The 21,525-nt window shown below is 54.1% G+C and carries 14 protein-coding genes; 5 read left to right on the top strand and 9 right to left on the bottom strand.

Annotated elements, in window-relative coordinates; genetic code table 11:
* Positions 1–8 precede the first annotated feature (8 nt).
* A complete protein-coding gene (locus tag RID21_RS26355) occupies positions 9–3,707 on the bottom strand; it encodes a [protein-PII] uridylyltransferase family protein (RefSeq protein WP_350194144.1) in 3,699 nt (1,232 codons plus the stop codon).
* Positions 3,708–4,047: 340 nt separating this feature from the next.
* On the opposite strand from RID21_RS26355, the gene RID21_RS26350 reads away from it, so the two are divergent.
* Entirely contained in the window at positions 4,048–5,334 is a 1,287-nt protein-coding gene (locus RID21_RS26350) for a hypothetical protein (RefSeq protein ID WP_350194142.1), read from the top strand.
* A gap of 16 nt (positions 5,335–5,350) precedes the next feature.
* On the opposite strand, the gene RID21_RS26345 is transcribed toward RID21_RS26350, so the two are convergent.
* From RID21_RS26345 to RID21_RS26335, 3 genes are all read right to left on the bottom strand, one after another.
* A complete protein-coding gene (locus tag RID21_RS26345; protein ID WP_350194140.1) occupies positions 5,351–8,212 on the bottom strand; it encodes an MJ0042-type zinc finger domain-containing protein in 2,862 nt (953 codons plus the stop codon).
* A gap of 123 nt (positions 8,213–8,335) precedes the next feature.
* Positions 8,336–8,923, bottom strand: coding sequence for a hypothetical protein (locus tag RID21_RS26340; protein WP_350194138.1), 588 nt, complete (start codon positions 8,921–8,923; stop codon positions 8,336–8,338).
* Between the two features lie 159 nt (positions 8,924–9,082).
* The gene (locus tag RID21_RS26335; protein WP_350194136.1) at positions 9,083–11,161 is read right to left on the bottom strand and encodes an ABC transporter ATP-binding protein; all 2,079 of its coding nucleotides are present in this window, start codon (positions 11,159–11,161) and stop codon (positions 9,083–9,085) included.
* Between the two features lie 399 nt (positions 11,162–11,560).
* Between RID21_RS26335 and RID21_RS26330 the strand changes: the two genes are divergently transcribed.
* Positions 11,561–13,015, top strand: a complete 1,455-nt coding sequence (locus tag RID21_RS26330; protein ID WP_350194134.1) for an MATE family efflux transporter — start codon at positions 11,561–11,563, stop codon at positions 13,013–13,015.
* Positions 13,016–13,027: 12 nt separating this feature from the next.
* Here RID21_RS26330 and RID21_RS26325 read toward each other — a convergent pair whose 3' ends face one another.
* The 4 genes from RID21_RS26325 to RID21_RS26310 form a co-directional block, all read right to left on the bottom strand.
* Positions 13,028–13,765 (bottom strand): lipoate--protein ligase family protein, encoded by a 738-nt coding sequence (locus tag RID21_RS26325; RefSeq protein WP_350194132.1) that lies wholly within the window; start codon positions 13,763–13,765, stop codon positions 13,028–13,030.
* Between the two features lies 1 nt (position 13,766).
* Complete coding sequence (lpdA, locus tag RID21_RS26320; RefSeq protein WP_350194130.1) at positions 13,767–15,149, bottom strand: dihydrolipoyl dehydrogenase; 1,383 nt, start codon at positions 15,147–15,149, stop codon at positions 13,767–13,769.
* A 65-nt stretch (positions 15,150–15,214) separates the two neighbouring features.
* Entirely contained in the window at positions 15,215–16,408 is a 1,194-nt protein-coding gene (gene odhB, locus RID21_RS26315; RefSeq protein ID WP_350194128.1) for a 2-oxoglutarate dehydrogenase complex dihydrolipoyllysine-residue succinyltransferase, read from the bottom strand.
* 328 nt (positions 16,409–16,736) lie between these two features.
* The gene (locus RID21_RS26310) at positions 16,737–17,666 is read right to left on the bottom strand and encodes an SMP-30/gluconolactonase/LRE family protein (RefSeq protein WP_350194126.1); all 930 of its coding nucleotides are present in this window, start codon (positions 17,664–17,666) and stop codon (positions 16,737–16,739) included.
* 216 nt (positions 17,667–17,882) lie between these two features.
* On the opposite strand from RID21_RS26310, the gene RID21_RS26305 reads away from it, so the two are divergent.
* From RID21_RS26305 to RID21_RS26295, 3 genes are all read left to right on the top strand, one after another.
* Positions 17,883–19,064, top strand: coding sequence for a M20 family metallopeptidase (locus RID21_RS26305; protein ID WP_350194125.1), 1,182 nt, complete (start codon positions 17,883–17,885; stop codon positions 19,062–19,064).
* 407 nt (positions 19,065–19,471) lie between these two features.
* Positions 19,472–19,804, top strand: coding sequence for a PadR family transcriptional regulator (locus RID21_RS26300; protein WP_145042579.1), 333 nt, complete (start codon positions 19,472–19,474; stop codon positions 19,802–19,804).
* Positions 19,791–20,534 carry a hypothetical protein gene (locus RID21_RS26295; RefSeq protein ID WP_350194123.1) on the top strand — a complete coding sequence of 248 codons (744 nt, stop codon included), beginning with the start codon at positions 19,791–19,793 and terminating at the stop codon, positions 20,532–20,534. Before RID21_RS26300 ends, RID21_RS26295 begins: the two co-directional genes overlap by 14 nt.
* Here RID21_RS26295 and RID21_RS26290 read toward each other — a convergent pair.
* Positions 20,529–21,358, bottom strand: a protein-coding gene (locus tag RID21_RS26290; protein ID WP_502892632.1) for an IS5 family transposase whose coding sequence is annotated in 2 segments (ribosomal slippage) — positions 20,529–20,968 and positions 20,968–21,358 — 831 coding nt in all. Because the reading frame shifts where the segments join, the coding sequence is not laid out codon by codon here. The two genes, RID21_RS26295 and RID21_RS26290, sit on opposite strands and share 6 nt — an antisense overlap.
* Between the last annotated feature and the right edge of the window lie 167 nt (positions 21,359–21,525).

Below are 21,525 nucleotides of genomic sequence, written 5' to 3'. Positions count from 1 at the left end.
GGCTGAATTTACCCGTTGGTGCGGATGGTCATCGCTTTGATGGGGGCGAGCAGGCGACTGAAATCGCGGACGCAGTCCATAGTGGATGAGATTTCTTCCTGGAGCTTCTCGGTGTGCGAACCGTAGCCGAGCCGTCGGGCGAGGAATTCGAACTCTTCCTGATCCTGAGGGGGAACCGTCAGGTCCCTGGCGTTGCCGCGCACCATGCGGAGCGCATCGATGAGCCTGCGGAGGAAGATGTAGGCGTCGCGAAGTTTGTAAAAGTCGTCGGGGCTGATCAGACCGAGTTTTTTGAGGGACTCAATACCTTCGAGAGTGTTTGTGGTTCGCAGTCCGGGGTTCCGGTGCCCGTATGTGATCTGCATGCCCTGGATCAGGTATTCGCAATCAACGAGTCCGCCGTCCCCGAGCTTAGCGTTGATGGTGCCCCCTTTGACGAGCTGCTGAATCTGCTTTTCCCGCATGGCGAGCATCGCGGCGACGTCGAACGGTTTGCCAGAGTAGATAATTTGATCCCTGACGCGGACGATCTGGTTGCCAAATTCCACATCACCTGAGATCGGACGGAGTTTGACCAGCGCCTGACGTTCGTAAGGCCAGGCCGCTCCCTCATAAGAGAAGTAGCTCTGGAAGGCTTCGGCTGAGACAGCCAGACTGCCCGCCTGCCCGTAGGGTCGCAACCGCAGATCGATTTGAAAAATACCTTCGCTGCGGGTTTTGATCATCTTGGTGAATTTTTCTACCAGCTTCAGATAGTATTCATTATTCGTGATGACTTCGGGGCCATCTGTCTGGCCGGAGCCCTCGTAGATAAACATGAGCTCGATGTCGGAGGCGAAGCCGAGTTCACGTCCGCCACATTTTCCAAGTGCACAGATCGAAAGATGACAGGGGCCGCCCGATTCCAGTTGCGGCTCGCCGTAGCGTTCCTGTAGCTGCTGATGACAGACTTCGTAGGCACCTTCCACAACGACCTCTGCGACATCGGTCAATTCGTCTGAGAACTGACCGAACTCAGAGATGTGCCCCAGGATGTGCCGCATGTCGGTACGCAGCATGGCCCGGTCTTTGAAGGCGTTGAGCCGTTCCTGCTGTTCTTCGGGAGTCGATGCCTCAGCGAGCTCTTCGGCGAGTTCAGCCTGGAGTTCGTCCAGGTGAATCCGGTTTTTTAATTCTTCCACGTTGGCAACAACGGGGAACAGATTGGAATGCTGCAGGCGGAGGAAGTCTTCCCAGAGGAAGTCACTGACACCCAGCAGACGGGCCAGGGCACTGAGCACACTCGTGCGCTCCAGCGAGGAAATTTCTTCGACCCAGTTGGGTTGTTTGAAGAGATGTTCCAGGAACTCGCGGAAGTGCAGGAGTGCCGATTCCGGATTGGGAGAGCGGGGGAGCAGGTGAGTGAAGTGTTTAATCAAGACGATCGCGGCACGCAGACCCTGTTGCTGGGCTTCCGCACTGATTTTTTCCCCTTTGTCATCGGTGACATACAGCACATCGCTGACGCGGGTTCCTTCCGAATCGATTACCATGCGGGCGATATCGATGCCGCTCATCGAGAGTGCGTTAGTCAACTCGTACAGGAAGCCGGTCGTATCTTCAGACTGGATGCGGAGAATTGTGTGTCGACTGTCGGTTTCGTTGTCGACTTCAATTTCAACGGGGTACAGCACCTGGCTGGCCTGTGCGAGATCGTGCAGGCCGGCGGCGACGCGTTTGGCAAGTTCTCCCACAGCTTCCTGAGGATTCCCCGATTCGACCTTGTGCAGCAACTGGGAAAGGTCGTTGCGGTAGTCGGTCCAGATATTCGGTTCCACGGCAGGGCCGGAGGCTTTGACATCGAGCACGATGACAAACTTGCGGGTGTTTTTAGACTTCTCACTCGGTTTGGTCGACCGCCCGGAAGCGGGAGCCGGTTTGACCTTCTGATTGGTAAACAGGTGCCCTTTCTCAATGTCGAATCCGTAGACAAACAGCAGACCGCAAATCAGGGACAGGTCGCCGGTCTGGTCAAAGCCGACCATGGTCAGACGCAGTTGATCGTTAGGGCGTTTTGCTGTTTCGAGCTCGACGATGTTGGTCTCACTCAGCTTGCGAGCCATCTGACTGTGCTGCTCGGTTTCTTCTTCGTTGAAGACTTTCGTGTAAGAGGCCGCCATCATTCCGATGGGATTGCTGTCCTGCTCGGAATGCGTGGAGTGCTTTCCTGTTTTGTTTTCAGCGGGATCGTAGATGTATTTTCTGTAGATGCTGCGAACCGCTTTGCGGTGCTGTTCATAATACTGCACCAGCTGTTTGCCGTCCTGGAAATCAAGCCGCCGGGCGAGGTAAGCCAGTTCCCGCTCATCGGTGGGCATGTGATGCTCCTGGTTATAGTGCATCAGCTGCAGCGCGTGTTCGATTTTTCGGAAGAAGACATAGCCGCTGGTCAGGTGACGGTATTCATCCGCCTGGATGAGGCCATGATCGACGAGTCGCACAAGCCCGTCCAGTGTGTTGATGCTGCGGATTGAGGGGTATTTCGCACCGTTAGCCATCTGCAGGTACTGAGTCGTGAACTCCACATCGCGGATAGAGCCTTTGCCGGATTTGACTTCGCCCCACTCCTTGCCTTTTTTCTTCAGGGTCTCTTCAATCCGTTGTTTCATCTCCAGCACATTTTTGCGGACTTCTTCTGAGTCGCAGTTGAAGATCTGTGGTTCGATGCGGCGAAAGAACTCCATGCCCAGTTTCTGATTGCCGGCGATCACGCGGGCTTTCAGCATCGCCTGCTTTTCCCAGAGGCGACCATGTTTGGCGAAGTAATCGACGTACGCGTCGACCGTGGTCACCAGCGCCCCGGAGCGTCCCCAGGGACGGAGACGCATATCAACGCGGTACAGGAAGCCTTCAGCCGTCGATTCCATCAGTGACTTGATGAGTTTCTGGCCGAGCTGCCAGTACTTGGTAGAGTCCTGTCCGGAGATGAAGACGAGGTCGATGTCCGAACTGTAGTTCAATTCTTCCCCCCCCAGCTTTCCAAAGGCCAGAACGGCGAAGTCATCCAGGGGAAGATCCATATCTTCTGAGAGAACGGTCAAACAGGATTGCACCAGTCCGTCAGCCAGTAGCGAAAGCTGCACGGTGATGTTTTTGAGGTCCATCAGGCCGAAGGTGTCACAAGCACCGATACGGAGCAGTTCCCAGCGCTGGAAACGACGAACGGCATCGAATTTTTCGGCGACACTGCCGGTCTCCTGCCGCATGATGGCCATTGCTTCTGAGAAGAACTGCTGTTGACTTTTGAATTCGGCAATCCGGTTGTAGCGGGTCAACCGTTCGAGGTAGTCGGGGTTCTTGAGGAGAATTTCCGTGAGGAACTGACTGCCCACAAAGAGTCGGACCAGAATTTCGACGGCTCGTGGATTCTGTGTGAGGAACTCGAGCATCGTCTCGGGTTCCGAAACGCTGTTCATGAACCGTTCGAAGTTAATCAGGGAGCCATCCGGGGTGGCGGCATCGGTCAGTGCCTGGAACAGGGTCGGGAGAATCTGGGTTAATTCTTTACGAATCTGGGGCGTTGTGCACAGCTCCCGCAGTCGAATCAGCGCGCGTTCCTGATCGGTAAATCCGATGCTGGCCAGTATGTCTCTGACTTCGGGATCGCTGACGGTATATTTCTGATCCAGAAGAATTTCCGGGTTGTCATAGATGACGGGGCTATTCATATAATTAACAGAACCTGTGGGTCGTGAATTCTGAGATTCAGGATATCGAAAATCCGGTCGTGTTGGTTGAGGAACACTCTACTGATGTGGTTCTCCTGTCCTTATGGAGCGATGGGAGCCTGCCTGGTTCAAGTGCTGTGAAGTGTCACCACATTATAGGGTGGAATCGAGTGTAAAAGAAGTTACTCCCCGTTTGAAGTGCAACTAATTCGAAGCTGTTTTCAGGGAAGCGTTTGCAGTTGCTTTTCTCCGAACAGTCCTCTAGTCTGGAATGATTAAATTAAGATCATTTACTGCGTCGTTTTCCAAAACCGCGGTACTCAAAACAGAGAGAAAACTGATGTCGAACTATTCCTGCAGTCGTCGTGAATTTATATCTCGGGTCATGTCTGGTGTGGGGGCTTCGGCTCTGGGGAGTCTGTCATTCGGTGCCGGGGAAAAGGGCGGTGCCGAACAGAAGTTCCCTCCGATGCGGGTGATTACCAAAGGCCCCCGGCATCACTGGTTCGGCTATTACGACAAGCTGCAGTTTGATCCCACGAGCCGCTACGTGCTGGGAATGGAAGTGGCTTTCGAACATCGTTCTCCCCGGGCCGATGATGTGATCAAAATCGGCATGGTCGACCTGGAAGACGGCGATCGCTGGATCGAACTGGGAGAATCATCCGCCTGGAACTGGCAACAGGGATGCATGCTGCAGTGGCTGCCCGGTTCTGCTTCAGAAATCATCTGGAACGATCGGCAGGATGGTCAGTTTGTCAGTCGAATTCTGGATGTTAAATCCGGGAAGGGACGCACCATTCCCTCCCCCATCTATTCGGTCAGTGCGGATGGGAAGACTGCGGTCACGCCCGATTTCCGTCGAATTCAGGATGTGCGACCCGGCTATGGATATCCCGGTTTCCCCGATCCCAATTTCAAGGATCTGGCTCCCAAAGACTCCGGGATCTTCCGGGTGGATCTAGAGACCGGTAAATCCACGCTGATTCTGTCACTGGAGGAAATTTCCCAGACGGGCACCATCCCCAAAAATCAGAAAGATATCAAGCATTACTTTAACCACCTGTTGTTCAGCCCGGACGGATCCCGGTTCATCACGCTGCATCGCTGGCAGTATCCGAATGGCAAACGCCTCTCTCGCCTGGTCACGGCCCGTCCGGATGGCAGTGATGTGCGGGTGGTGATCGATAATGGATTCGTCTCGCATTTCATCTGGCGAGATCCCGAGCATATCCTGGCCCAGTCCAAGGCGACTGCTGACAGTCCGTCTTGGGGTGATTTTCTGGTCAAAGATGAATCGGGTGCCGAGCTCAAAGAAGTGGGTAAAGGCGTGCTGGACAATGGAGGACATCTGACCTACCTGCCCGGGAATGAGTGGATTCTGAACGATACGTATCCCAAAGGCAAAGAGCGGATGCAGACGCCGCACCTGTATCATGTCGCTTCCGGGAAGCGAATTGATCTGGGGCACTTCCACTCACCAAAACTCTACACCGGTGAGTGGCGGGTCGACACACATCCCCGTTACAGCCCCAATTCCCGCTATGTCTGTATCGACAGTCCTTATAAGGATCAGGGGCGTCAGTTGCATCTGATTGATATCAGTGAAATCACAGGCGCGTCGTAGGACGCAGCTTGACGAACTATTCGGTCTCTGCGTCGGCCTTGTCTGACGTTTTCTCAGCGGGAGAAGTGGGGACCGCTTCCCGGGTAATCATAACCTGATAAAATTTATTCCGTTTGAGAGCACGGTCCAGCGCTCCCTGGTCGACAGTACTGCGATTTTCGAACGTGATCTCTTTCTTATCGGGATTGAAGTGCACCGATTCCTGATCGACCCAGACAAACCCTTTCAGACAGCGGCGCGCCGAGTCGGTAACGTTGTCACCGCCGTAAACGCCGTAGTGGATGATATATTTCTGCTTTGCCGTGGCAGCAGGTGGCATGTTACCAGATGAAGACGGCGTGGCATCCGGGGACGAATTCCCCAAATTCTGTGCTAAAGTCAGATCCGCTTCCTTGAGTTTGATCCATTCCGAATCAACTCGAATCCCTGCGCTGGATAACGCACTCTCAGCCCTAATCTCAATCCCGAATTTACCGTCATTGGCTTTGACTTTGATGGCAGCCCACTTCTGGTCATAATTCATCACCAGGGAGTCGGGGATGTATTCTTTAATACCTCTAAGTGATCTTTCAGCCATGCGCTGGGCCGCGATGGGATTAAATGTGTCACCAGGAAAGCGTACGTGGTTAATACTTTCAATTCGGAATGTCATGAGATCAATATTCTGTTCGTCCTCAACTGACTCGTTATCGATTGGTAAGTTTTTGGGGGGCGCGTCAGACAGCAGCATGACTTTAGTCGATTTCTGGTTGGCAATTTTTTCCCTGAGGTTCTGCGGAAGTTCGCCGGCATAATCGAAGGTAATTGTCATCTCGTAAAAATTGATGATGACGTTGTCGCCTTTCGTCCCGAGGATGGCGACGTCGAATGAGGACTCAAGCGAATTCAGAAAAAAGGGCGCTTGTTTTTTCAGCTTTTGTTCAAACTCGGGAGTGAAACCAGCGATTTGAAACCGGTATCTCCGAGTTTCTCCGTCCCGGGCGATTCTCACTTTCTCCAGCGACGCGCGCATCTTTTCAAGATGAGCGGACGCCGAACTGCCTGAGTCAATTTTTCGTTTTGTCTGGCGGGTCTTATCGATACGCGACTGGGCCGCCTGTTTCATCGCAGCCAGTTGTGGATCAAGTCCGGGAGAACCATCTTCCTGAGGTTGTGAAGGTTGTGCCTTTAGTTGATCCTGAATCCACTTGATTCCCTGGGGAACTCCTTCATCGACCATGGTCTGATAATGGTCGCTGCCGTTACTCGCCACGAACTTCACATCGACTCCCTGTGCTCTCAACTGTTCTGCGAACTGTCGCGATGCCACGAAGGAGGTCACCTGATCTCCGCGTGCATGGAAGAGAAAAACGGGGCACGAGATTGATTGAGAATGTTCTTTGGGAGAACTGAGGCGGATGAATTCTTCGACATCGGGAATCAACGGCTTGATTTCACCCAGGTGGTTAGCAAAAAACTTCTGGGGATCGACAGACGGAGCATAAGCGAGGCAGCCTTTAATCGTGTCAGGATCCCAGAAATGCTGATGACAGTGTTCCGCAAACAGCAGTGAGAGAGTGGCGGCTGAACTGTGACCGGCCAGGAAGATATTACTGGTGTCAATTTCCGGTATAGTTGACTTAGCCAGCGAGAGGGCCTGGGCATAGTTCAACATGCCGGCTTTACTTCTACGAAAGGCCTCATGTGCCTTGATGAACTCGGCATTGCTGGTCTGATCGCCAGCACCGAGGTCACCGTCGATGGAAAAGGTGATCACAGCGAAGCCGGCTTTGACGTAAGGTTCGTGTTCCGGGTTCTGCGTGTTAACGGTATCGTCGATTTCCATGCCTGTCAGCAGTGTAGAGCCGGCCGGGGGAACAATCACGCAGGGGAATTTCTCTCCTTGTCCTTTCGGGGGGAGGAAAACACGAAACTTCATCCGGCTGGCAGGCGCATCTGGCTGATCGGGATCAGGGGAACTGGTCACTTCAAACATCCTGCCGATAGAGGCAGAAGGTCGTTCCTGAAAAACATTGGCCGAGGTGTTACCGGGTTCCGCCCATTCCAGAGGCAGGGGAGTATGCAGCTGGATGTGAAATTCCTTCAGGTCTTCGAGGTCAACATCCGCATCCGGATCGACCTGAGCGACGTTGTTCTGTGCGCGTCCGCCCGGACCATCTTTCGCGAAGGGACCGGAATGCGTTTCTTTCCCGATGATCAGGGATAGTCCCACAACCAGGTAAACTACGACCCCGCTGAAGATCGCGGCAAAGGGCCCTTTGGTCCGTTCAAAACGGGTGATGGCATAAAAGAGCGAATACAGGGGCACGAAGAAACAGAGCAGAAGTTCACCAAAGCTCTCCTCCGCTGCCAGGATCAGCAGTCCGATGCCGCCGACGGCCGTGCACCCCATGGCGAAGAAAACGACGATGAACATCACAATCGTTGTACTGACAGTATTACCTGTCACAAAAAAGAAGCCGTACAGACAGAGCAGTATGGCCAGGGGAAAGACGACAAACGGAGAGAAACCATATTTGCGCAGCGCGCCCAGAAAGCTCTGCTGCGATTTCGACTTTTTACGGGTCGGTTTTGGTTTCTGCCGGGGCTGTTTCGCAGGTCTGACGGCAGGACCGTCACTCAGGTCGTCTTCCCAGTCAGTTTCGTCTTCTTCCAGGAACAGGGGTTCGTCTGACTCGTCTTCAAAACCAAACTCATCATCCTGCGGGGAGCGACGACTCGGCTGCTTGCGTGGACCGGACGATTTCCGGGCCGGTTTTTCAATGACAAATGGCGTCTCGCATTTCGGGCATTTGACTTTCTTCCCGAAAGCAGCCTGAGACTTGATATTGAAACTCGCTGCGCAATGGGGGCAGGAAATCGATGCAGGGGAGGCCATCTTAGAGATCCGGACTTTCAATCAGTAGAATGTAGACAGAACGCATGGGTACAGGTCTGCATTATTCTACTGACTGGCAGTACACGAATCAATTCGTGTTTCTCAGGTGTTCTCAACCGGAAATCAGCCGTTTGACGTATTATTTGCCCGATTCGCGACCGTTTCTCGGAGCTCACGGACTTCGCGTTTGAGTTCGTGGACTTCATTGCGAAGCTGCTTGAGCAGTTCATGCACCTCAGGGCCGGCATGGGGATGCCGATGTTTGGTATGCTGATGTCGTTCGAGGCGTTCGCGGAGGTGCTGTTCGTTTTCCCTGGCTTCCTGATGGATTCGATGAGCCAGATCGTGCATACCCGCCTGTTCGAGGTGCTCGGCTGCCACGTGCATGTTCTGAATCCGGTGACGATGTTCGTCCATCTCCCGTTCAATGTTTCGATGTTCTGCTTCAGCATGGGCCCGGTGCCGCTCGTGTTCCGGATGATGTTCTCGCGGATGACGGTCCCGCGGATGAGGCGGATGTTCGGGACGTCGATCCCGTTCTCTCTCATCGGACTGTGCCAGGAAGAAATCTCGGTCTTCGGGATAATCTGCTTCAATTTCGTTGCTGGGGCGGATTGCTCTGACCGGTTTCTCTGATGACAGGGTGATGCCGGCACCTAAGAGGACGACAGCCAGCAGGACGAGCAGTGCAGTGACGATCATTGATCTCATGGTATAGATTCCTGGATTGAGCAGATAAGAAAAAATAGACGGGCAGGAACGACTCACTCAAGTTGATATGATATCGATTCCCGCCTGATGCGTCGAGTTTTTAATCTGACTTCGAGGGGAATACCACACGGACCCCGCGTTCCGCATCCTGATAACCTGTCAGGCTGTGCGCTGTCTGACCTGGGCGCTGAGCAGGTTCTGGTACTGCGGACAGGTATCGACCAGGGTACTGTGGGGGCCGGTGGCAACGACTTTCCCCGAATCCATAACGACGACACGGGTCGCAAATTCGAGCAGGCTCTGCCCGACCGAGTGCGTAATAATGAATACGGTCCGTCCGGGAGCGAATTCCTTGAGCGCCTTATGGATCAGGATTTCACTCTGCGAGTCGATGGCTGAGGTGGCTTCGTCCAGGATCAGAATTTCCGGATCACGCAGGAAGGCCCGCGCCAGGGCGATTCGCTGACGCTGTCCACCGGAAAGCTCGTGCCCTTTCTCACCAACGCCATAGTGCAGTCCGTCGGGCATCTGTTCTGCAAACTGGGAGACATGTGCTTTTTTAGCGACGGCTTCGATTTCGTGACGACTGGCGGACGGGCGCCCGTAGCGGATGTTTTCCAGAATCGAATCGTCGAAGAGCATGGTTTCCTGTGAAACGACGCCGATATGGTTGCGCAGGTCTCGCAGACGCATGTCGCGGATATCGACTTCATTGATAAAGATATTGCCTTTGTCCGGATCGTAGAACCGGGGGAGCAGATTCACGAGTGTGGATTTACCGGAACCGTTTTCACCCACCACCAGCACAACCTCTCCTGCGGCCACTTCCAGGTTGACGCCGTCCAGGATTGGTTCGTTATTGCGGGTGGACTCTTTTCTCTGAGCATATGTGAAATCGATTTTATTGAAACGGACGGATTCCACTTTCTGCGGAAACGGTTCTGGATCAGTCGTCTCTTTGACGAGCGATTCGCGATCCATGACCGTGAAGATGCGTTCGGCGGCAGCAGCGGTTCGTTTCAGTTTTGAGTAGACCGAGGACATTTTTCGTGCCGGGTCGGTGATGCCGGCCAGCAGGGCGTACATCATCGACAGGGTGGCGATGTCCATCGGGGCAGACGCAAGTTGAATGCCCCAGATTTCGGTTTTACCCCTTAGAACGAGATAGGAACCGGGAATCAGGGCGATAAAGATCGCCATCAGCCCCAGCATTTCGGTGGTGGGGCTGGTGAGTGAGTCGATCCGGACGATGCGGAGTGCTTTCTTGAAGTACTCCTTATTTTCGTGATGGAAACGACTGCGGTGTTTGCGTGCACCGTTGAAGGCGATAATGACCTTCGAGCTTTCGAAGGATTCTTCCAGTGTTTTATAGATGCGGGACATGCTTTCCATCATTCGCTGGCTGGCATGCTTCAGCGTTTTACCAATTTTATAGAAGACGACGGCGATCAGCGGAGCGAACACGAATGAAAGCAGAGTTAAACGCCAGTTGACCATGAAAGCGAATACGACGCAGGCCAGTGCCTTGAGGGGTTCACGGATAATTTTCCCCCCCATGAGTGTCAGGCCCTGGGAGAGTTGCTGCATATCAAACGTGAAGCGGGACATCAGGGAGGCGGTCCCTTCATCCGAGAGACTCTGGTAGTCCAGGTCCAGTGCTTTGCGGAAACATTCTTTGCGAATTGACATCGTGGCCAGTTCTACCACGCCTCCCACGATGACATCCTGCGTAAAGATACAGACGCCTTTGATCATTGTCGTGACCAGGAGCAGTCCCAGGATCATCGCAAACGTATCGAACTGGTCGTCGGGGACCCAGGGGAGGATGTTTGATTCAATCCATTTCAGTGCAAACAGCTTGCGGGAGGCGATGCTCATATCCTCCTGCTGTCTTGAATGTTCGCTGAGCAGCTTCACCGGGGCATCGGCAAACTTGGTGGCATCGGCCTCGGCTGTGGAGAGATCTTCAACGGAATGATCGATCTGATACGCCTGGAGTTTACCAGAGATTTCTTTGAGGACCCGTTCCTTGTCTTTGATCGTATCCTCGGTCTCGACGATCTGTGTCTGCACGTACTGATCGATGCGTTCACCCTGCAGGAGTACCTTGACCACCAGGAAGGTGACGGACAGATTCGCCCCCCAGAGAATGGCGACCAGGACGGCAAAAAAGAATGCGGTAATCAGTCGACGGCGGAAAGGCCAGACGTAATGCAGAATTCTGGTAAAGCTGTTCACGGTAGACACTCTGGAATTCGAGATCAGTATGTTGTTTGTAAGTCTATTCATATCTATGGGTTATGCTCGGTGGTGACTGTCGAAATGATATAAATCACTCGGCTGAAATCCGGAACTGGCCCGTATAGATCGCGAATTAAACTAGGAATCGCCAATCAGGTCCAGATGAAATTGGAAATGCTGCGAAAATGAACACATAATCGGCCTGGTTTTTCCAGGGAGGCGACGCTGTGTTTCCTTTGAATTGCGAACTTCTGCTGCAACGAGCGTGTCGTGGAGAGGTCAGTTTATGAAAATTGTGATATGCTGATGGACCGGCTTCGCCGATTCTGTTTCTCTTCACTACAATCCTCTCGATTGTAAGTCAGCGCTCTCTTTATCGTGATCGGATTGTTCCCGATGGAAGATTCTTCCCTCAACCAGCACACCTCCACTGTGACGCCGGGGAGCCTGCGCGAACTGACCAATGTGGCAGTGCCCCTGGTGCTGAGCTGCGGGTCACTGTCGATCATGCATGTGGTGGACCGGATCTTTCTGACCTGGTGGTCGACGGATGCGGTAGCGGCGGCGTTGCCTGCGGGCATGATCCAATGGACGATCATGTCGATCGCGATGGGCAAAGCCATGTATGTGAATACATTCGTGGCACAGTACGAGGGAGCGAATCAGAGGCAGCGGGTTTCCGAATCGGTCTGGCAGGGAGTTTACCTGGCGCTGATCTGGGGCGGTCTGCTGCTGTTAGGCGTCCCTTTCGCGGGAACCTTCTTTCACTGGATCGGCCATACGCCCGAAGTTCAGGCGCTGGAAGCAGAGTACTTTTCGATTCTGTGTCTGGGGTCGGGGCCCGCGCTGTTGTCGACGGTGCTCTCCTGTTTCTACACGGGGCGCAGTCAGACCATGGTGGTGATGTGGGTCAACCTGGTGAGCGTGCTCGTGAATATGCTGCTGGATTACTGGCTGATTTTCGGAGTCGGTCCGATACCGGCACTGGGAATCCGCGGTGCGGCGATTGCGACGGTGGCTGCGAATGTGGTGACACTGATGCTGTATCTGTTTATCATTCTGGCCAGGCATGAGGCCCGTCGATATGGTCTGTTCAATCACTGGCGGTTCAATCGGGAACTGTTTGTGCGTCTGATCCGTTATGGGTTTCCCAACGGTTTGCTGTATTTCATTGACATCATCGGCTTCACGCTGTTCATCGTACTGGTGGGGCGGATTGGGAAAATTGAGCTGGCAGCGACCACGATTGCCTTTAACCTGAACTCGCTGGCCTTCGTCCCCATGATGGGGGTCGGGACCGCGGTGATGACCCTGGTGGGCAAGCGGATTGGTGAAGGACGTCCGCAACTGGCAGTCAGAACCACCTGGAAAGCGTTTGCGGCCTCAGCGGCTTATATGCTGCTGTTTGCGGTGATTTACATCGGCTTTCCTGATCTGTTACTGCGTCCCTATGAGCCGGATGTCATCACGGAAGACTTTCTAAAGGTCAAACAGGCTGCGGTGATTTTACTGCGTTTTGCGGCTCTGTTTTCGTTCTTCGATGCCCTGGTGGTCGTCTTTGGATCGGCCATCCGTGGTGCCGGCGATACGCGTTTCTGTATGTTTTTCTCGCTGTTGACCGGCTGGGCGGTGATGGTAATTCCCACGTTCCTGATCTGGATGTATGCGGACGCCGACGAAAAGCTGTTTGGCAGCTGGGTAGCCTGTACTTCCTATATCTCGATCATGGGAATCGGTTACCTGATTCGGTTCCAGGCGGGACGCTGGAAAGAGATGCGGGTGATCGAAGATCATTTTGCAGAGCCAAACCCGGAAGACAGCGAACAGCCCATGCAGGGCGCTCTGACTTAACGGAATATGAACTCAGCGGCGGAGATTCCATTTCTCCGTCGCGTATTTTTCCGAGACCAGCTGCTGGACGCACTCGACAGGCAGCGCGGGTTCTCCCTGGTCTGCCTGCCAGGTGTCGATCAATGCCTGCCTGAGTTCGGCGGCTGTCGCCGGGTAGTTAGTGACGAACTCGAGGTGGCTGCGCTGCGATCGGTATTCGGGTTCCCGCTCCGGGCTCGTCAGGTAGCGGGGAATCAGGTCGAGATCGAAGTCATAGAGAATCGTGCCGTGATGCAGCAGGGTGCGCGTCAGCCATCTTTGGGAATTGCCTGAGAATTTGTGGCCCTCAATCGTCAAGTCGCTGATTCCCTGCAGATCGATGTAATGTTTCGGGAAACGCGTGTTGAAGGTATCGCGGATACGGTCCAGGATGTCACGAGTGGTGGCTTCGATGCCTGCCAGATGCTGATCCGGGGAGATCCGCAGGAACAGGGAGAAGATGAAACAACCGGGGCCGAGCAGCACTGTTCCCCCGCCGGTACAACGACGGAGGACCGGAATCTGATCCCGTCGGCACGCTTCCAGATCCACGTTACAGGACGTCTGATTCGAGCTGCCCATGATGACCGTGTACTGGTCGACTTCCCAGAGCCTCAGGCAGCCGGCTGAATCCTGTTCGTTGATCTGGTAGAGCAGGCTTTCCTCCAGCGCCAGATTTTCTTCCGGCGTGGGGAAAACGGTTTCTGAAAGCTGACAGGCCTGCGGTTGCATTTCAGAAGTTGAGGGTACGTTTATCGACGGCCAGTGCTGCTTCCTTGATGGCTTCTGCCAGGGTCGGATGGGCATGGCAGCAACGGGCGATGTCTTCGCTGCTGGCACCAAATTCCATGGCGACGGCACACTCGGCGATCAGATCCCCGGCACGCGGTCCCAGGATGTGCACGCCCAGGACGCGGTCGGTCTGGGCATCAGCCAGCATTTTGACGCGTCCTTCTGTCTGTCCCATCGCGCGGGCCCGGCCGTTGGCCAGGAAGGGGAAGGAACCCTTGCGATACTCGATCCCGGCTTCTTTGAGCTGTTCTTCGGTCTTACCGACGGCAGCGATTTCCGGGTTGGTGTAAGCGACACTCGGGATGGTGTCGTAGTTGATGTGTCCATAACCGGTGACGAGGTACTCGGCGAAGGCAACCCCTTCGTCTTCCGCTTTGTGAGCCAGCATGGCACCGCCGATAACATCGCCGATGGCGTAAACGCCTTTGGCAGAAGTCTCGAAGTGAGCGTTTACGGGAATGAATCCTCGTTGATCGACTTCGATACCGACGTTTTCGAGTCCCAGGTTTTCGGTGTTGGGACGTCTGCCGACGGCGACTAGTACGCGATCACAGCGGATTGACTTGCTGTCAGCGATTTCCACGTCGCAGGTTTTCTTGTTGACTTTGACGCCGGTTACGCGGCAACCCAGCTGGAATTCGAGTCCCTGTTTTTCGAAGATCTTCTGTGCTTCTTTAGCGATCTCGGTGTCGGTCGTGGGGAGAATCCGGTCAAGGTATTCCAGTACGGTGACCTTGGCACCCAGGCGGTTCCAGACAGCGCCCAGTTCGAGACCAATCACACCACCGCCGATTACCACCAGGTGTTTGGGGACCTCATCGTAAGCGAGGGCTTCGGTGCTGGTGCCGACTTTGTCGCCATCGAGTTCGATGCCGGGCAGAGTGGAAGGTTCGCTGCCGGTGGCGATCAGAATGTTTTTGGCGTCGAGTTCGGTCTGTTCATTGCCGTCATCGACGACTACTTTCCCCGGTGCCGTGATGGTAGCGTGACCGCTGTAGCGGGTGATTTTGTTCTTTTTGAACAGCGAGTCGATACCACCGCCCATGGTTTTGACGGTGCGATCTTTCTGGCTGAGCATCTTTTCCAGGTCGAGCTGCAGGTCGCCGACGTTGATACCGCGATCTTTGAAGGTGTGTTCGGCTTCGCGATAAAGCTCGCTGGATTCCAGCAGGGCTTTACTGGGGATACAGCCCACCCGCAGACAGGTGCCGCCCAGCATACGTTCTTTTTCGATACAGGCGACGTTGAGACCGAGTTGTGCAGCACGGATGGCTGCGATGTATCCTCCGGGACCAGCACCGATAATAACCAGATCGTGGTTCATTTTCACTTTTTCCTGCAGCGACAGGAAACCTTTCCAAACCTCTTAGATGCGCGTTTTGACTGTTATCAGACTTCCATCAGCATGCGAGCGGGTTCTTCGAGTGCTTCTTTGACCCGTTTGAGGAAGACAACTGCTTCCCGGCCGTCGACGACACGATGATCGTAGGTGAGCGCGATGTACATCATGGGCCGAATCACAACCTGACCATTCACGGCGATGGGCCGTTCCTGAATGCCGTGCATGCCGAGCACGCCGCTCTGCGGCGGATTGACGATCGGTGTGGAGAGCAGCGAACCATAGACACCACCGTTGGTGATGGTGAAGGTACCGCCCTGCAGTTCTTCCAGGCTGATCTTGTTGGCCCGGGCCCGCTGGCCGAAGTCGTTGATCTTGAGTTCGATTTCAGCGAAGCTGAGACGTTCTGCGTTCCGCATGACGGGAACGACCAGACCTTTTCCACCGCCGACAGCAATCCCGATGTCGTAGTAGTTGCGGAAGACCAGGTCGGTACCGCGGATCTCAGCGTTGATCTGCGGGAACTGGCTCAGGCCGTCGACGACTGCTTTGACGAAGAAGGACATGAAGCCGAGCTTCACGTCGTATTTCTTGAGGAACAGGTCTTTGTATTGTGACCGCAGTTCCATGACGGAAGACATGTCGACTTCGTTGAAGGTCGTCAGCAGGGCTGCGTTGGTCTGGGCTTCGACGAGCCGCTCCGCGATCTTCTTGCGGATGGGGCTCATGGGGACGATTTCTTCTTCGCGGAAGGCACCGTTGCCGGAGGCAGCACCACCCTGGTGAGCGAGGACATCTTCTTTCAGAATCCGGCCACCGGGTCCGGTGCCGGTGACGTCAGCCGGGGAGAGTCCCTTTTCTGCCATGACGCGGGCGGCTGCCGGCATGACCCGATCATCCGAACCGCCGCCGGCGTGTGCAGGGGCTTCCGCTTTGGGGGCGGGAGCAGCGGCTGCTTTCTCGGGGCTCTTTTCGGGAGCAGGAGCGGCCTGGTCTGCAGGGCGTTCGGCTTCTTCGAGGTAGCCGATAACTTCGCCTACGGAAGCCATTTCGCCGGTTTTCTTCAGGATTTCGACGATGATCCCATCAAGGGGGGCCGGCACATCGAAGGTGGCTTTGTCGGTTTCGAGCTCAACGATTTCACTGTCTTGAGCGACCCATTTGCCTTGTTCCGCGTGCCAGGCACCAATCTGGACTTCGGTGATGGATTCCCCGACTGAGGGGACCTTAATTTCAACAGACATCGGACACTAATCTCCAACCGAGTCATGAGGGGAAAATTGTATTTTTCAGAGCAAATTCCGTTAATCTGGTCATTTTTGAGCAGCAATTTTGATTATGACTTGTTGAGAAAGCCAGCACAATTCCCGCACGCCGGGAAGATGATAATCGGGAAAAATTATTTGGGTTCAGGTGGGTCAACGGTTAAAAGTTGCATGCGGCTCACATGACATGAAAAAACGCTGGTCTTTTTATCGGCGTTTCAGCCAGACCAGCGTGCGGATTATTCCAGTTCAGGCATTATCGAAACAGGTGCGACAATGCGTATCAGTTGTCAGATCGGCCTGAGAATTATTTTCCCGGGAACCGGTGCCCTTGGGCCTGTGTATCGACCCGGTACAGCGAAGTGCGTGCGGTAATGAACAGGCTTGAGTTGTCTTTGCCGCCGAAAGTGACGTTGGCCGGCTTTTCCGGGACATCGATGATGCCCAGCAGTTTGCCTTCCGGCGAGAAGACCTGCAGCCCCAGACCGGTTGTGATATACAGATTCCCGTTGGTATCGATGGTCAGGCCATCACCTCCACTGCCCGGTTCTTTGTAGCCTTCAGCCTGCTTCAGCGTGCAGAATACGCGGCCTTTGCCAATTTTACCGGGAGCGGTTACGGAATACGCCATCATCTCCTTTTGCATACTGGGGATGATGTACAATGTTTTTTCATCCGGAGAGAGAATCACGCCGTTGGGGGCTTTGATATCGTCGATGATCCGGCTCACCTTGCCGTCTGCGGAGCGATAGTAAACGGCGACGGTTCCCTGCGGCAGGGGTTCGGGAGCGCGGAAATGCGGGTCGGTGAAATAGATACCACCTGTACTGTCTACCACGACATCATTCGGTGCGTTGAAGCGTTTGCCTTCGTATTCAGAGACCAGCGGCGTCACTTTCCTGTTTTTCAGATTGATGCTGACCAGGCGGCCATCCATTTCGCAGGCCAGCAGTTTGCCGGAGCCATCGAGCATCAGGCCGTTGCAGTGATTGGAAGGTTCCAGAAAGACACTGAGTTTGCCATCGGTATCGACTTTGTAGATCCGGTTGGCGGGGATATCGGTGAAGTAGAGGTTGCCTTTAAGGTCGAAGGCGGGACCTTCGGTGAATTTGAAATCAGAAAAGACTTTGACGGGGTCGCTTACCGGACCGACGCCGGGGATCGGATCCGCCTGCAGGGGGGCTGCGGTGATGATCAACGCGAGGAGAGCGGCGGACCAGTTCAGTATGTTTCTCATGTAAGGCTCCTTGGAGTTTGTGGTCAGCGTGATTTGGGTAAAACGCGGTCTACTGATATTAGAGTCGGTCCGGGCTGTAAAATTCAACCAACTTAAGAAACTGAATGCGTTATCAGTAGAAATCGGGCTGCAGTTGAGGGACACTGGCTGTGGAAAACTACAAAAAATTCAGCGCGAGAGTATTCAAAAGCGGGCTCGAGAAAAGGTTATTTTTTGATGGATGTCGTCCAGCTGTTAAAACAACTGATTGCCATTCCCAGCGTGAATCCCATGGGCCGCGCTGTTTCCGGTGATATCTATTTTGAAGGCAGACTGACCCAGTTTCTGTGTGACTATTTCGAAGAACTGGGAGTCGAATATGAATCAATCGAAGTGGTTCCCGGGCGGAATAATGTGATCGCCCGCACGCCGGTTAAAGAGGGTGTGCCCACGATTCTGATGGACGTGCACCAGGATACGGTTCCCGCGGAAGGGATGATCGTGCCCCCCTTTGAAGGGACCGAGAAAGACGGCCGGATTTATGGTCGCGGTGCGTGCGATGTCAAAGGCAGCATGGCGGCGATGCTGATGGCCTTCACGCGACTGGTGAAGGACAATCCTCCCGAGGCGGCGAATGTGATTCTCTCCTGTACCTGCGATGAAGAAGCAACCGTGCAGGGCATCAACCACCTGGTCCAGCTCTGGGAAAACCCGAGTGGGCTGAGCCAGATTCTGACCGCGCCTCCCGATCTGGGACTCGTGGCCGAACCGACGATGCTGGATATCGTCGTGGCCCATCGTGGCGCGACCCGCTGGAAAATCAAGACGACCGGGAAGGCCTGTCACAGTTCACAACCCAATGATGGCGTAAATGCCATCTACCGGATGGCGGATGTGATCAAGGCGCTGCAGGTCTACGCGGATGAGCTGACGAAAAGGGAAGCACATCCGTTGTGCGGTCCGCCGACCTTGAGTGTCGGCGTGATCGAAGGGGGCGACAGCGTCAACATTGTGCCGGACTGGTGCACGATTGAAATCGACCGCCGCGTCATTCCTGGCGAAGACGGCATCGATGTGATGAACCAGGTGGAAGACTATCTCAAAGAGCAGCTGCCTTTTGAATTCGAGATGCTGCCGCCGTGGATTACCGGCGTTTCTCTCTCCGATCACAATAATGGTGCATGGAGCGATCGACTGCTGAAGGTGATCGACACGATGGAGCCCGGTCACAAAAAAGTGGGTGTCCCCTACGGTACGCACGCAGCCCGTGTGAATCAGAGTGGCGTGCCTTCAATGGTCTTTGGCCCCGGTTCTATCGCCCAGGCCCACACGGTGGATGAGTGGGTCGAAATCGATCAGCTCGTGAAATCGGAAGAGGTATATTACCAGTTCTGCGCGAACGCGGGACGGGCTGTTTAAATCTGAATTCTGACGCACATCACTCACGCACTGTCGGGCAAGCCGACAGCTGGCACCCGTGTTTTTGCTACCACGAAAACCACGAAAGACACGAAAAGCGACAGGTTCGTGTGCGGATGGGTTAATGGGTGGTACCGGATGTAATCCGGTATTGCCGCAGGCAACAGGTGGTCGCGGTGCAGACGATGAGGAGTGTGCGTGTGCCTCAAGCCCACTTGTGCGAACGAATGGGGTTCTCTGTTGTGAATTGATCCCGTTAGCTGGGACCTCCTGCGCGCTGCGCTCGGCCAGAATTGCATTCGGGCTCACCCCCTCGTGATTTCTTTTAAAAAAAACTGCTTGACAGTATATACCTAGAGCGGCTATATATTGGATATGTAGTCATCCTAGGTATGGGAGAAAGAAAGATGAATCCTCAGTTATTTGCAGGCACGCTGGAGATGCTCATTCTGGAACTGGTTTCCGAGGGGCCCACGTATGGTTACGAAATTACGCAACAGGTGACGAATCGATCGGCTCAGGAGTTTGAGCTGAAAGAGGGGAGCCTGTATCCAGCGTTACACAAGTTGCAGCGAAAGAAGCTGCTGAAATCATTCTGGCGTGAAGTCGATGGTCGTCGGCGTAAGTATTACGAGCTGACGACGCAGGGGCAGAAAGTTCTGAACGAGAAGCGTCAGGAGTGGAAACAGTTCTCATCCGCCGTAGACCGGATTCTGGGAGCAGAAAGTGGCCTGGCCTGAGCTTAGTATCGAAGACTTTCCGCCGCGACGCGATGATGAACCGTCTTCATTGCGGCAGGATATTATCGATGAACTCAGCGACCATTTTGCGTGTGCTCTGAACCGGGAACTGTTGAAAAATCCGAATGAAAAGATCGCCAGACAGCGTGTCTTAAATCAGTTTGGCGATCCAATCAAAATTGCCCGCCAGCTCTGGCTGGAAGCGATGAAGGAGAGAATCATGTCACAACGAATAATGACCGGGGTCTCGGTGGTGATGGCGGCGTGCTGTATTGCAGTGGTCGTCTTTTCCTGGCTGTTGATCAAAGAGAGTCAGACCGTCAATGCCCGGATGCTGGAACAGCTCACTGCGATTGCAGATCGACCAGTGCCGGTGACGACAGGCGATGTCGATCAGCAGATTCTGAAACAACTGGAGACGATCAACCAGAATCAAAGTTCTCTCGTGAATACTTCCGGGATAGGGATGAATCAGGTTTCGTTCCAACTGATTGAAGGTCAAAACGATCAAAAACCGGCGGTTGGATTTAAGGGGACCTTGACGAAATCTGGTGGCAAGACAGACCCCTTTTCCATTGAAGCGGTCAGCAATGAAGAAGGCAGGCTTGATTTTGGGAAGTTGCCTTGGGGAACGTATTATTTATATGTGTATTCTCCCTGGAATGAATCATACCACAAATCACAAGTGACCATTATCCCGGGACGAGATTACTTAGAAGTGGTTTCATAACTTATTAAGTAAGGTGAACACGCACGCGAGTTGTGCGAATCCTAAAAACAAATGACTGTATCGTTCATATCGTATTACCAGGCGACGAAAGTTGAACAACCAGCTGATGGTACGTTCGACTTTCCAGCGGCGTCGATATCGTCGCAAAGCACGCCCGTCTTGCGTCGCTGGTTTGACACGGTTTTTGCGATGCGGACAGATCAACTCTATCTGCCGTTCTGCCAGCTCTGTGCGCAGGGGATCGCTGTCGGCCGCACGATCATAAATCAGGCGATCGGGGTCACGTGGCAAAACTCGCTGGTCCAGCAGGGATTCAATCAGCTTCACCTCTGCCGGAGAGGCACTGGAACGATCCAGAGCGAGAGGGAGCCCGTTTCCGTCGACCAGCAGCATAAGCTTGGTTCCCTTTCCCCGTTTTGTCTTTCCGATATCGGCGCCCCTTTTTTTGCAGGGCAGAATGTGCCATCCCCGAATGCTTCCGACCAGACTACCAGCTTCCGGTGGTCGAAATGTTCGAGCAATCGCTGCCATGCTTCCAGGAAGACACCGTCTTCGGTCCATTCCTTGAAACGACGCCAGCAAGTGCTGGGAGATGGTAAAAATGTTGGTAAATCTTTCCATCGGGCACCGGTCCTTAATACCCAAAGGATTCCTTCGAGACACTCGCGGGGAGCCACCCTGGGCCGTCCTCCGGCAGCGTTTGCCGGTGGTTCTGGAAACAGATCTTTGATCAGAAGCCATTGCTCGTCCGAGAGTTGTGATTTTGGTTCCGTCCTGGACCCGGTAATGTTGCGACCTGTGGCAGGTCGTGACACGCGGGTCATGGTCATAATGAGACCTCCTTTCGAGGGAGGTACTCGTACAAATACTATACCAAACTGTTCACGTAATCTTGGGTTTTGAAACTACCTCTAGAGACAATTAACTGTCCGGCAGCTCCTCCCCGGGAAGTTGCTATTCACTTTAATGTGAACCTGTCAGAAAAAATGCT

It is taken from the genome of Gimesia sp., assembly GCF_040219335.1.
Classification (GTDB): Bacteria; Planctomycetota; Planctomycetia; order Planctomycetales; family Planctomycetaceae; genus Gimesia.
The sequence above is the reverse complement of the archived record's forward strand: the minus strand, read 5'-3'. Positions and strand labels throughout refer to the sequence as shown.